The organism is Microbacterium sp. NPDC055442 (assembly GCF_053644215.1).
In genome coordinates this window covers 74,680-87,454 of sequence record NZ_JBSHLF010000006.1, presented here as the reverse complement: position 1 = coordinate 87,454, position 12,775 = coordinate 74,680, and the positions used below count along the sequence as shown (strand labels likewise).

At 68.7% G+C, this 12,775-nt stretch carries 7 protein-coding genes; 3 read left to right on the top strand and 4 right to left on the bottom strand.

The window, feature by feature from the left end:
- The first annotated feature begins 4 nt into the window (after positions 1 to 4).
- On the top strand, positions 5 to 1,339 hold the full coding sequence (locus tag ACWIBS_RS13870; protein ID WP_376128745.1) for a threonine/serine exporter family protein: 1,335 nt from the start codon (positions 5 to 7) through the stop codon (positions 1,337 to 1,339).
- 15 nt (positions 1,340 to 1,354) lie between these two features.
- On the opposite strand, the gene ACWIBS_RS13865 is transcribed toward ACWIBS_RS13870, so the two are convergent.
- The 3 genes from ACWIBS_RS13865 to ACWIBS_RS13855 form a co-directional block, all read right to left on the bottom strand.
- Positions 1,355 to 2,698 carry a hypothetical protein gene (locus ACWIBS_RS13865; RefSeq protein WP_376128747.1) on the bottom strand — a complete coding sequence of 448 codons (1,344 nt, stop codon included), beginning with the start codon at positions 2,696 to 2,698 and terminating at the stop codon, positions 1,355 to 1,357.
- A 304-nt stretch (positions 2,699 to 3,002) separates the two neighbouring features.
- Positions 3,003 to 4,568: a helix-turn-helix transcriptional regulator gene (locus ACWIBS_RS13860; RefSeq protein WP_376128749.1), complete on the bottom strand. Its 1,566-nt coding sequence runs from the start codon at positions 4,566 to 4,568 to the stop codon at positions 3,003 to 3,005.
- A 358-nt stretch (positions 4,569 to 4,926) separates the two neighbouring features.
- Positions 4,927 to 8,142 carry a M20/M25/M40 family metallo-hydrolase gene (locus tag ACWIBS_RS13855; RefSeq protein WP_376128751.1) on the bottom strand — a complete coding sequence of 1,072 codons (3,216 nt, stop codon included), beginning with the start codon at positions 8,140 to 8,142 and terminating at the stop codon, positions 4,927 to 4,929.
- A gap of 386 nt (positions 8,143 to 8,528) precedes the next feature.
- On the opposite strand from ACWIBS_RS13855, the gene ACWIBS_RS13850 reads away from it, so the two are divergent.
- Positions 8,529 to 9,866 carry a DUF222 domain-containing protein gene (locus ACWIBS_RS13850; protein ID WP_454137037.1) on the top strand — a complete coding sequence of 446 codons (1,338 nt, stop codon included), beginning with the start codon at positions 8,529 to 8,531 and terminating at the stop codon, positions 9,864 to 9,866.
- A 105-nt stretch (positions 9,867 to 9,971) separates the two neighbouring features.
- On the opposite strand, the gene ACWIBS_RS13845 is transcribed toward ACWIBS_RS13850, so the two are convergent.
- Positions 9,972 to 10,808 (bottom strand): helix-turn-helix transcriptional regulator, encoded by an 837-nt coding sequence (locus ACWIBS_RS13845; RefSeq protein WP_376127770.1) that lies wholly within the window; start codon positions 10,806 to 10,808, stop codon positions 9,972 to 9,974.
- 129 nt (positions 10,809 to 10,937) lie between these two features.
- Here ACWIBS_RS13845 and ACWIBS_RS13840 point away from each other — a divergent pair, with 129 nt between their 5' ends.
- Positions 10,938 to 12,671 (top strand): AMP-binding protein, encoded by a 1,734-nt coding sequence (locus ACWIBS_RS13840; RefSeq protein ID WP_376127768.1) that lies wholly within the window; start codon positions 10,938 to 10,940, stop codon positions 12,669 to 12,671.
- Positions 12,672 to 12,775: the final 104 nt, after the last annotated feature.

Genomic DNA, 12,775 nt, shown 5'->3' with positions numbered 1-12,775 from the left:
GACGATGTCGCGTGGCGGACAGCGAGAACCCGGGTTCCTCGCCCGGGCCCGCGGTGCGCTGCTCGCGCTGCGTCCCGCCGACCCCGACGCGGGCGCCGACGCGACCGCGGAGCGAGACGCCGGAGTGTCGGGGATGCTCGGGCAGCTCGGCGCGACGCTGCTCGCCTCTTCTCAGGCCACGAGCGATGTCCAGGTGACGCTGCAGGAGCTCGCCGTGCGCTACGAACGACCCGAGCTGCGCATCTTCGTCCTCCCGACGCTCGTGCTCCTCGAAGATCCCTCGACGTCTCCGGCGCAGATGGCATTCGTCGCCGCCGACCAGGAGCCCCTCCGGCTGGATCAGGCGGGCGCGGTCGAGCGTGTCGTCCAGCGCGCGTTCGCGCAGGCGCCCGAGCCGGCAGAGGTCGTCGCGGCGCTCGCCGAGATCAAAGCCGCACCGCCGCGATTCGGTTCGATCCTGACGGTCATCGGCTATGCGCTCCTGACCGTCGGCTTCGGCCTGGTGCTCAATCCCACCGTCACCGCTCTGCCCGTCTATGTCGTGCTCGGCGTGATCGTCGGCGCCATCGTGTTCATCGGCGCCCGCATCCCCACGCTCTCGCTGCTCCTGCCCGTCGCGACCGCTTTCACGGTCACCCTCCTGATCTCGCTGCTGGTGCGTCCGCTCGTCCACGACGACGTGTTGCGGCTCGTCGCACCGTCGCTCGTCTCGTTCCTCCCGGGACTCACCCTCACCATCGCCGCGGTCGAACTCACCTCCGGCCAGGTGATGGCCGGAGCGAGCCGGCTCGTCTTCGGGCTCGCGCGGCTGGGCCTTCTCGCCTTCGGGGTCTTCGCGGGCATCTCGGTCGCCGGCGAGCCTCCCGCCATCACCACGGCTCCCGCTCAACTGGGTGCCTGGGCACCGTGGGTCGGCCTCCTCCTCGTGAGCCTGGGCTACTACCTCTTCTCCTCGGCGCCGTCCGGGTCTCTGATCTGGATCGTGTACGCCCTCGTCGTCGCGCACTCGGCGCAGCTGCTGGGCAACCTGCTCGTCGGGGCCGAGCTGTCGGGACTCATCGGCGCGCTCATCGTGATCCCGGCCGTGTACCTCGCCCGCCGTCTCACACCCGCAGCGTCGACGGCGATCATGCTGACGTGCGCGTATTGGGTGCTCGTGCCAGGGTCGATGGGCTTCATCGGGCTGAGTGAGGCGGCATCCGGTACGGCGGGAGCAACCAGCACGATCCTGCGGACCTTCGGGTCCCTCATCGCCATCGCGATCGGGATGCTGCTGGGTGGCGGCCTCAGTCGCGATGCCACTGTGCTGGCGAAGGGCTGGCGGCGACCGCAGGCGTGACCGCCCGGGCCGAGATCACGCCGCGAGCGGGTCGTCGATCTCGGGCGTCCCCGGCCGGCGCGCGAGCTCGCAGAACCACCAGGCGACCAGTGCGACGACGATCACCACCACGATGTCGCCTATCCCGAGCGGTCGCAGCGCGGCGAGCCAGAGCACGGCCCCGGCCCCGATGATCGTCCGGACGAGCACCCGGCGACGGTCCATCCACGCTCCGAACGCACCCGAGCCGATCGAGCGCTGTGCGAGCACCTGCCGGACGGACGCGTTCACGGCGGCGACGAGACGGCGAAGCGAGGTCGCGGCCCGCCAGCGGCCCTGGCTCCAGGCGAGGGTCGCCGCGGCGATTCCCACGACGGCGACGACGACGGCGGTCTGACGCATCGCGGCGATGACCTGTTCGTAGATCGCCAGGAGCGCGTCGGTACTCACTCCGGCCTCCAAGGGCGCGAGCTCGAGTGCGAGCTGGCCGACGCCGAGCGCGACGGCGAGCGTCGCGCCTCCGAAAGCCGACGCGACGCCGACGCCGAGGATCGCCGTCGTGCGTCGGCGCGCGACGAGCACCCCGACGGCGAAGAGAGCCAGAGCGATGACCGGCAGCCACCATCCCGCGGTCACGGCCAGGCCGTAGACGAGCCGGAGCGTGACGAGGGCGTCACTCTGCGCGACGACGATCGTTCGGTCCACCTGCGGGATGACGCTCGCGAAGGTCACACCCCGATCGATCAGCTGGGCTTTGACCTCGCCGATGATCGGACCGAGTTGGATGCCGATGACGCCCGCGCCGTCGATCGTGACCGGGCCACCGTCGGCTCCCCCGGTCGCCGCGATGACGAGCGCACGGTGGCTCGCGCCGAGCGCGGTGCGCCAGACGTCCGCGAAGGTCTCGGATTCCACGACTCGCGTGACCGTGCTGTCGACGATGCCGCGCGCCCCGGCGGCGGCCGGCACGCGCAGCAGCTCCAGGGCAGCGAGCGCCCGGGGCGGCAGGTCCAGAGTCGCCACGCCATCGAAGAGGTCGTCGGTCAGCTGAGCGACGTCGACGTGGTCATCGATGACTCCGGAGATCTCGGCGACGAGCATCGCCTGGACGGCGGGGTCCTCCGCGAGCGGGCCGAACGTCGCGACGAACCGGTCGGAGTCGACGAGTTCCGCCCGCACCCAGCCGCCCACGATCGACACGGGCACGAGCAATCCCGCCAGCACGATGCACATCGCGGACAGGAAGGCCCGCCACGATCGGCCTCGGCGCGGACCGGGCGCCGAGCGCGCGGCATCCGCTTCGATCAGGCGTCTGTTCTCCGCCTCGAGCTGCGCGATCCGCGCCTGCAAGACGCTGTCGTCCTCCTCGCGAGCAGACACCGGTGCCGCCGCCTAGACGCGCGCGCCGGTCGTCGCGCGCGCGGCGGTGCGCCCGTAGGACACGGCGCGGATCCCCCCGGTGGCGAGAGCGATGCGGATGCCGGTGACGGCGCGGTCGGGTGTGGCGGACATGTATGGCCTTCCGGTGCTCGTGGGGGATCTCGTCCGGCGAGGGACGCGACTGCTGTCAGCCGGAGACTATCCCGCGTCCGGGGCACCGTCCCCGGGCTCCGTGGGAGATTTCGCCCGGTGGGTCATCCGCGGCATCACCCTCCGTTCACCTCGGTGCGCGCTCGGGCGCCGCCTATGCCCGCGCCGAGATGGCCGGCGCGGGCGTGACTTCCAGGATGTTCAGTCGCTGCGCCACGCTGATCGCCTCGGCACGCGTGGAACATCCGAGCTTGCGGTAGAGCGAACGCAGCTGCGACTTGATCGTGTTCGGCGACACATGGAAGCTCGACGCCATCGCCGCGACCGAATCGTTCATCGGGAGCGCGTTCAGCACGCGCAGTTCACCCCGGGTCAGCGCTGGACGAGCCCGCATCTCGAAGTTCGCCAGACCCGCGGTCACCGCGGTGAAATCCGCCGCGGACTCGCTCGACAACCGCTGCCGCACGTGATCGACGAGCTGGCGCGGCATCATCGCGAGCAGTCGTCGGTTGTCGGCCCGCCGGGCGATCCGGCAAATCTGCAGTGCCGTGTCGCGACCGAGATCATGAGTGCTCGCCAGCTCCAGCCATCCCGACAGCAGCACGGACTCCGCGCGTTGAGCGGGTCCGAGTCGGCGGTCGCGGGCGAGGAACTGGAGGGCCTGCGAGGCGTCGTCGAACCGGCCTTCGTGCAACGACACGCGCACGGTCGCCAATCGGGTGAGAACCCCTGCGTCGGGGCGCTCGTTCGCCATGCTGCGAGCGCGGGGGATGTCCCCGATCGCCAGGAGAGCCTTGATCGACATGGCCGCGATCACCTCCGCTGCGAAAGAGCCGGGATCGGTGCGGTGCGATCCCGCTGCCAGCTGGATCGCCTCGAGCGCGTCTTCCGGCTGCTGCCGAGCGAGGAAGGCGCGAGCGCGCGCAAGGAGCGCGAAGGGCCACGTCATCTGGATGCTGTCATACGATTCGAGCTCCATCAGCCGGTCGTCCATGTCGTCCGACATGCGTTCGACGGCGATGAGCGCTGCCGCGGTCCGCTCCGATGTCGCGCTCAACGCCCTGAAAGCGGCCGAGGGTGCCGGCATCCGCGCAGCATCCGAAAGGACGCGTTCCGCTTCGGCGAGCGCGCCGCGCACGGCGTGCGCCACCGCCGCTTGGCCGAGGGCCACGCGTTCCGCATAGGGCTGCATCGAGAACGACCCGAGCTGGCGGGACGTCGCGAATTCGAGCAGGGCCCGTCCGGTGTCCCCGGCGACGAGAAGGGTCGTGCCGATCTGGTGGTGGTAGAACCAGAGCGGACCGTCCATCCGGTCGCGAGCCTCGACGCGGGTGCGCATCATGCGATCCTCGAGACGACGCGCGTAGCCCAGGGCAGCGGTGACGTTCCCGCTCATCCGGCACGCCATCATGTGCGCGACGACGAGCGCATCGACCTCGGCGGGGGGCATCGCGCGCGAATCGTCGGGAGGCGCGACGGGCAGGAACGGACGCGTCGTCTGTGCGAGCACGGCAGTCATCGGATGCAGCACCCTGAGTACGGGATGGCGCTCGAGCGTCGCGCTCGGAAGCGCGACGATGGCGGCGACGAGCATGTCGTGGTGCGCGGAGAACAGCGGCCAGATGTTCGACGTCGCCGCCTGCGCGATCGAGTCCGCGTTCCCGGAATCGATCGCCCGGCGCAGTTCGGCTTCGGCCCGCTGGGGGTCGTTGAAGTTCACGACCTGGCCTCTCGGAGACCCCCCGGCTCGACAGGCGGTTTCGCTGAATGCGCGGTCGATAGGTCACACGAGCGGTGCACAGTAGCTTCCACTGATCTGTTCCTCTGAATCTGCGAATCTGACTCGTAGGTCCCCCCCTTGGACCTGTTCGTTCCAGAACGTCGAATCACCCCTGACTCGTCGCTGTGACTCTTGTCTAGCGCATGGTGGGAGCGGGGTGATGAACGCGTGCAGCCACATCACCCTCCGCGTCACCCTCGGATCACCCGAGGCGAGTCGCCGACGCGCCGGCTCGTCTGAAATCGCGGACCACCGGGGTGGGATGCCAGAGCATCCCCACCCCGGTGGTGTCGCGAGATCAGCGTCCGGGCGGATACGCCCCGTACGGAGCAGTCTCCGTCACGGCCACCCGCTCACCGTCCACGAACGTGCTCGCCCTCACCGACGCCTCCCCCGCGGGCACGGACGCCATACGGGAGTTGACCGACACCGCAACCGTCTTTCCGGGCGCAACGGCCGAGAACGTCTTGTTGCCGTATGCCGTGGTGATCACGATGTCCGCCGGCACCGCTGCCGTGTTGGTCGCCTCGACCGAGAGGTAGACCTTGCCCGCGAGCGTCCGCGGCGTCACGTCGACATCGACGCCGACGAGCTCGCCCTCGACGATGTAGATCTCCCGCACCTGGGTGTTGCCCTTCGTGTCGACATACACCTTGTACTCACCGACCGTGTACGTGCCCGCGGCGTTGTTGTCGATCGTGAACGTCTCGGTGACAGAGGACTCACTGCCGTCGACGCGCGTCTCGTTCACCGTGATGGTCAACTCGTTCGTGTCGCCCGTCAGCTTCTTCACGACCGCCGTCGGCTCGGCGTCGACGACGGCGTTGTCGACTGTCACGTACACGGCGCCGGGCGACGAGAACTCCGCGTTCTTCGCTCCGTCACCGAGCAGGAAGAATCCCCGCTGCTCGATGGCGCCGCGTTCGGGGAACGGGTCGGCGTTCGTCTCGAGGAACGTCGGGTTGACCGTGTACAGGTCGGTCTTGGAATCCGCGAGAACAGCCTGCACCCCGGAGTACGGGGCATCCGTGATCGCGAGGTTGACCGACAGGTAGACGGCGTCGGGGTTGGTGGCCGAGGTGCGCGACGAGAAGTAGGTGTCCGCGCTCTGCCCGTCGGGAACCGACAGCGGCACGACCTCGTCGCCGACGAGGACGTTGAACTCGAAGGCGCCGTACCCGCCGTCCACGAAGGTCGCCCACGCGGCATCCGACAGGTGATCGGGGCGCTCCACCTTGAACTCGAGCCGCATCGGTGCGACATAGGTCGAGCTGAGGTACTCGGGGTTGTCGAGCGGGAGGTAGACCCCGCCCGGAGCGTGTCCGAGTTCGAACGCCGCCGCGGGCCGCGTGTTGTTGCCGCGCCCCTCCCACATCGGGATGTTGAACGAGGTGGCGCCGAGCAGTGCCCGGCCGTCCAGCCGGCTCGCACCGACCTCAGCCGATGCGTCCTGGAAGGTCCCGATGGTGACGTCGAGCAGGTCGAGGTCGGAGCGGTCCGCGTTCAGTCCGGGAATGTCCGCCCACATGAACTTCGCACCGGCCGGCCCGGTGTACCGGGCCATCTCGAGCATGCCGTCGGCCATCATCTTGGTCATCTGCACGGCCGAATCCAGCGACATCCGCTCGTTGGCGGTGTGCCACCAGCGCTCGTTGCCCGGGATCACCGCGCCGAACGCGGTCATCTTGTTGCGGAAGTTGCTCGCCAGAGTGCCACCGGTCGTGCCCTGCGGATAGACGATGTCCCGGAGGGCGTACGGGTCCGCGAACGCCGCGGGATCGTGGTCGATCGAGGCCTTGTAGCTGCCGTACTGAAGAGCCGTCAGCGGGTTGTCGTGGGTAACGTACAGCCCGGCGCCGATGGGTGCTCCGAGAGCGCCGATCGTGAAGCCCTTCGACTCGAACGCCGCCGCGACCGCCGTCATCGCCTGAGTGGAGTCCTCGGCCGTGACGTGCATGCTGCGCACGTACATCGGCATGCTGAGGCTGCTCGTCTCGGCCGTGTAGAAGCTCCGCGGCACCTCGGAGTTGATGTTGGCCATGAGGGCGAAAGTCAGGTTCGGGGTGCCGTTGCTCGGATTGCGCAGCAGCGCCTCGGGAATCCCCATGTACCGGCCGATGTAGGCCTCCCCCTCGACGCCGTCACGGAAGAACAGGTCGGCGATGCCCTCGGCGGCCTTCTTGAGCTGCATGTCCGCCGCGGTGACGCCGCGGGACCCGAGCGCCTCGGAGATGAGGAACATGCCCCACACGACGGCGTTCTTGCCGTACTGCGGGGTCGGCATCTCCATCGCGACGTCGGTGTTGACCTCGAGCGTCAGCGAGTCGCCCGTGATCGTGGTCTGCACCTTCGGGGTGGTGCCGGCGGCTGCCGGAAGCCAGCCCTTCGCCGTCGCGGCCGCGGTGACCGCCGCGACGAATCCCTCACGCTCGGCGGCGCTTGCGCCGGCCACGTCGAGGGTGAAGGTGGCTCGCGAAGCGATCTGCGTCGTGCTTCCGTAGGCGATGTCCTTGAGCGTCGGGTCGCCGGCGCGCAGGGTCACCCCCGCGGTGGCATCCGTCAGCCGGAACGCCTTGGCGCTGTCAGCGGACAGATCCATCGACACCGGGGGCGTGACCGAGCCGGAGTTGCCGACGATGACCGGGAACCGCGAGTCGGAGGTGTATGCCGCGATCGGCATCTCCTCGCGGTTGAGGTTCTTGTAGGCCCAGTTGTCGTAGAAGCTCGGGTTGGCGTTGTACGGGATGGACTGGAAGGTGGCGGTGTTCGCCGCCGTGGGAGTTCCCGGGCCGCCGTCTTCGTAGATGCCCATCACGATGCGGATGCGGCGATCCAGCGGAAGCCCGGCCTCCATGAGCGCCTTGGCCGCGAGCAGCGTGGCCAGCGTCGGGCCGCTGTCGTCCTGGATGCCCGCTCCGTAGATCCAGCCGTCCTGGATGTAGGGCGAATGGTAGGCGCCGTCCATCCCGAGGTTGCCGTCGGCATCGCGCCACCGCTCCAGTTGCGCGGCCGTCACGGATGAGGTCGGCGAGTCGAGGTGGCTCAGCGCCATGATCATCTCCGGTGCATCCGGATCGCCGATCTCCATGTAGACGTACTTGTCGGCCTGTCGCTGGACGACCACCGGGAAGCCGAGGTCGTTGGCCAGTTTGACGACCCAGGCGAGCTTGGCGACCTTCCGGTCGTACTCGTACTGGTTGGCCTCGGTGTTGCTGACGGGGAAGGGGTACGCCGTCGCGGCCGTGCCGCCTCGCGAGATCGAGTCGTAGCTTGAGCCGTCGAGCATCGCGCCCACGAGGGTGAGAGGGTCGTAGGTGCCGTCGCCCACGCGGGCGCGTTCCACGAGACCGGCGAGCGCCTCTACTTCGGCGTGGATCTTGTCGCGCTCATCGCCTGACACCGACAGGTCGTAGGTGACGTTCGGCTCGAAGCGGTCGTCTGCGCCGACACCGCTCGTGCCTTCCTGGGCCGCGGCGCCTCCGCCGGCGATACCCATGGACAGAAGCAGAGACACGCCGAGTGTCAGTGCAAGTGGCTTCTTCCGCATTATCGTGATCTCCCTGGCTGGATCTGGATGAACGTGGGGGCGAACATCCTTGCTCGCCAAACGCTCCCAGTGTTTTCCCAGCGTGTCAACGGTCTCGCATCGGACGCGAGCGGGACCAGAAGAACGGATGCCGCGACCCGGCCATCGTCCACGCACGCGAGCGAACAGCCGCAGCGTCGCTCCGTCGGCGGTCGCGAAGACGTCGATGGGCGACACCCCGGCACCGTCGTCCTGCCGTGAGCGTTTCGGCCCTGGAACTCATAGCGTGGCGAGCCCTGCCACAGGGACACCCGATCGAATCTTTCTCCGGCAAACCCTTCCTCCTGTCGTAGCTTTGTACTATACTCGAGGGTATGGCGGAGGACCCGTATCCCGAAGAAATGACACCGGCACGCCTGCCCGCCGAAGAGATCTTGGGTCATCTTTTGGATGCTGCGCTGGCCGACCATATGGACGCGAATCGTCGTCTGGCTCTTCGTGCGGGTCGTATCGTCGAGGCGATCGATACCGCGGTGCGCCACCCGTACGTGTACACGTCGGTCGAGGGCCGGGCGGGGTCGAATCTGGCCGAGCGTGCGGTGATCGTCGATATCGCGTTGCGGTTGCAGTTGTCCGAGCGGGCGGTGCAGGATGTGGCCCGGCTGGTCCGTGACGCGCGTACCCGGTTGCCGATGCTGTGGCAGCGTGCCGAAGAGGGCTTCCTCTCGCTCTCGCTCGTGGAGTCCGCCGTCACCGGCGCCGCCCGACTGCTCCCCCCGTTCGGAGCCTCCGATGACGAACGCGCCGTCTCCGCTGCGGCGCTGCGCGAACTGGACTCCCGGGCCGAGGAATGGGCGGTCGCCGTCACACCGGCCGGGTTCCGGTCCCGCCTGGCCCGCCTGCTGGACACCCTCGATGCCCGCACCGCTGACACCCGGCACACCGCGGCGCTGCGGGATCGCAAGGTCCTGGTCGAACACGTCGGCGACGGCATGGCATGGGTGTCAGCCCTGGTGCCCTCGATCGATGCGGTCGCGATCAAACGCCGCCTGACAGCGACCGCGAAGCACCTGGCCACACACCCCCACGAAACCCGATCCCGCGACCAGATCCGCGCCGACCTGCTCTCCGCCTGGGCCCGCGGCATCGGCACCCCCACCGCCGTGAAAACGAAAGTGTTCGTCACCATCCCCGCCACCCTCCTCGCCAGCAGCAGCAAGCCCGGCCGCGGCAGCGCCGGCGGCGTCGACCAGGCCGGTGCCAGCACGGGAGCCGGCGCGGATGTCCGCGCGGGCCTCGGTGAGAGCGCCACCATCGTCGGACACGGGCCCCTGTCACCCCTCGCGGCGAAACAGATCTTCCTCGACACCAACGCCTTCCACCGGATCATCACCGACCCGATCTCCGGCGTCATCCTCGACATGGACCGCCGCACCTACCGACCCACCACCGCCCAACGCGACTGGCTCACCCTCCAACACGGCACCTGCGCCCGCGACGGCTGCACCCGCCTCGCCCTCGACGCCGACATCGACCACACCACCCCCTGGGCACACGGCGGACCCACCAACATCCGCCAACTCCGCCCCCTCTGCCCACCCGACCACACCCATCGACATCGCACCAAGCTCGCCTACCGCACCCGCGACAACGGCACCGTCGAAGTCACCACACCCACCGGATTCACCTCCACCGAACCCCCACCCTTCTAACGGCGACGAACCGCGACACGCATACAGCCGCGAGGTATCCGCTCGGACACCCACCCGGCCGCAACAGCGAACCCGCGCAGTCGCACACCCTGGCGACGGAGTCGTTCAGCGTTCCGCGACCGCCCCGAGGAGTCCCTGCCTGCGTGCGTGAATCACCGCCTGGTGACGGCTGTTCGTACCGAGCTTGGCGATCGTGCTCTTCATGTAGGTCTTCACCGTCGCCGGCTGAAGGCTCAGCTGCCGCGCCACGTCGGCATACGTCAGACCCAAGCTGACGAGCTCGAGCACTTCGGTTTCGCGACGGGTGAGGATCGTCGTGCTCGACGCGGGCTGTACACCCGCGAGTCGACGCGACGCCGCAATAACGCGTGACGCGACGGACTCGTCCGTGATGAGCTGCGCCAACTCGTCCAGTTCGGCCGACACCTCCTGGGCCGCGTGAGCGAGCTCGACATCACGCTCGGCCGCGGCCGCTTCGAGCAGAGTGATGCGGCGGTCCGCCTCGTCACGGATCTCGATCTCTCGGGCGAGTGCGTCCGCAGCGACGGCGAAGTCGTCTCGCGCACGAGTCCCCCACGTCACCGGGTGGTGCGTCGCCGCGTACGCGACCATCCTCGTCGCGCCGTTCACGACGATCGGCGCCGCCATGACCGACCGGATGCCCTCGGCGAGGACAGGCTCGTCATAGTCGTGGCTGATCGATGTCGCACGACGGTAGTCGGTGACAACGACGATGCTCTTGCCCGCGAGCGCCCGTCCGCCCGCACCGCTGCCCGGCTCGACGACCAGTTCACGCAGGCTGTCGGTGGTCGTTCCGGAGAACTCCGTCAGCCGCAGCCCGCCACCCCGTACGACGCCTCCGAAGACGATCGGAAACCGGGAGGCGACGCGAATGCCGCGCAGCATTCGTCGCAGTGCGTCCATATCTTCGCGTCTGCGCATCCGACCGCCCTCCTTGCCGTGTCGCGCCGATTGTATCCTCGCCCCGGCACGCACCCCCTTTGGGGGATGGTGCGCGGGTGCACGGATCGCGAAGCTTGTCTCAGCATGTCTTCGATGGGGAGGAATCCGATGGCCACGACCGTCAACAGCGAGCGCTTCCGGCAGGCTCGAGATCAGCTCGTCGCGCTCCGAGAGGATTACGCCCGCGCGCGTTCGGAGTTCTCGTGGCCCACGATCGACGGTGAGTTCAACTGGGCGATCGAGTGGTTCGACGCGATCGCACGGGGTAACGACGCACCTGCGCTCGTGATCGTCGAAGAGGACGGCCAGCGCACGACGCGCACCTTCGACGAGATGGCGTCACGCTCTGATCAGCTCGCGCATTGGCTGATGGGCCTCGGGGTCTCCCGCAGCGACGCGGTTCTGCTGATGCTCGGCAACCAGGTCGAGTTGTGGGAATCGATGCTGGCGCTCATGAAGATCGGCGCCGTGATCCTGCCCACGACACTCGCCATCGGCGGCAGCGACCTCGAAGACCGTCTCGTGCGCGGCTCGGTCACGCACGTCATCGCCGCGGCCGAGCACGCGTCGAAGTTCGACGGCATGGCGACCGCGGTCACCGGCATCCGGATCGGCGAGGGCCCCGCGACGTGGGCAGCCTATGAAGATGCCTTCCGCGCGCCGGCTGCTCCCGTCTCGCACCCTGGTACGCGGGCGACCGACCCCCTGCTGCACTACTTCACGTCGGGCACGACCAGCCGGCCGAAACTCGTGGAGCACACGCACAGTTCCTACCCGGTCGGTCATCTCACGACGATGTACTGGCTCGGGTTGCGACCGGGCGACGTGCACCTGGCCATCAGCTCGCCCGGATGGGCCAAGCACGCCTGGAGCTGTTTCTTCGCCCCGTGGATCGCGCAGGCGACGATCTTCGTCTACAACTACGGGCGGTTCGACGCCGAGCGGCTGCTCGAGACGATGCGCGTCGAGGGCGTCACGTCGTTCTGCGCTCCACCGACGGTGTGGCGGATGCTGATCCAGGCCGATCTCTCGGCGGGTCCGGGCGTTCTCCGCGAGACGGTGTCCGCCGGCGAGCCCCTCAACCCGGAGGTGATCGCGCAGGTCCGCACGCAGTGGGGACTCACGATCCGGGATGGATTCGGCCAGACCGAGATGACGGCGGTGATCGCCAACTCCCCCGGCCAGCAGATCCGCGACGGCGCGATGGGCCGGCCGCTTCCGGGATGCCCGATCGTGCTGATCGATCCGGTGACCGGCGAACCCGCCGACGAGGGCGAGATCTGTGTCGACACGGGTGAAGCGCCGACCAACCTGATGACCGAGTACGTCGGGGATGCCGCCCGGAACAGCGACGCGTTCGCGGGCGGGTACTTCCACACCGGCGACATCGCCGTGCGCGACGAGAACGGCTACCTCACCTATGTCGGGCGGACCGACGACATCTTCAAGTCGTCGGACTACAAGATCAGTCCGTTCGAGCTGGAAAGCGTGCTCGTTGAGCACCCCTCCGTCGTCGAGGCGGCGATCGTCCCTGCTCCCGACGAACTGCGGCTCGCGGTGCCGAAGGCCTACGTCGTGCTGGCCGACGGCGTCGAACCCACCGCCGAAACGGCCGACGCGATCCTCGTCTACGCGCGAGACCACCTCTCGGCGTACCAGCGCATCCGACGCATCGAGTTCTTCGAGCTGCCCAAGACGATCTCGGGCAAGATCCGCCGCGTCGACCTGCGCCAGCGCGAAGAGCGGATCGCGCGCGGTGAGGAGGTCGCACACGAGTGGCGTGACGACCACATTCGCGCGGCATCCGCGAAGAAGACTCCGCTCGCGGCCCGCCGTTCGTGAGGCGCGGGCGTCAGGGCAGACCCACGGTCATCTGAACGAGCTCGTCGAGCGTCAGGGCTGCGCCGCGCGTAGCGCTGTCCCGGCTCGGACCGATCGCGCACCTG

Coding starts and splice junctions, on each gene's coding strand:
- ACWIBS_RS13840 (WP_376127768.1), top strand. CDS start 10,938: ATGGCCACGACCGTCAACAGCGAGCGCTTCCGGCAGGCTCGAGATCAG.
- ACWIBS_RS13845 (WP_376127770.1), bottom strand. CDS start 10,808: ATGCGCAGACGCGAAGATATGGACGCACTGCGACGAATGCTGCGCGGC.
- ACWIBS_RS13850 (WP_454137037.1), top strand. CDS start 8,529: ATGGCGGAGGACCCGTATCCCGAAGAAATGACACCGGCACGCCTGCCC.
- ACWIBS_RS13870 (WP_376128745.1), top strand. CDS start 5: ATGTCGCGTGGCGGACAGCGAGAACCCGGGTTCCTCGCCCGGGCCCGC.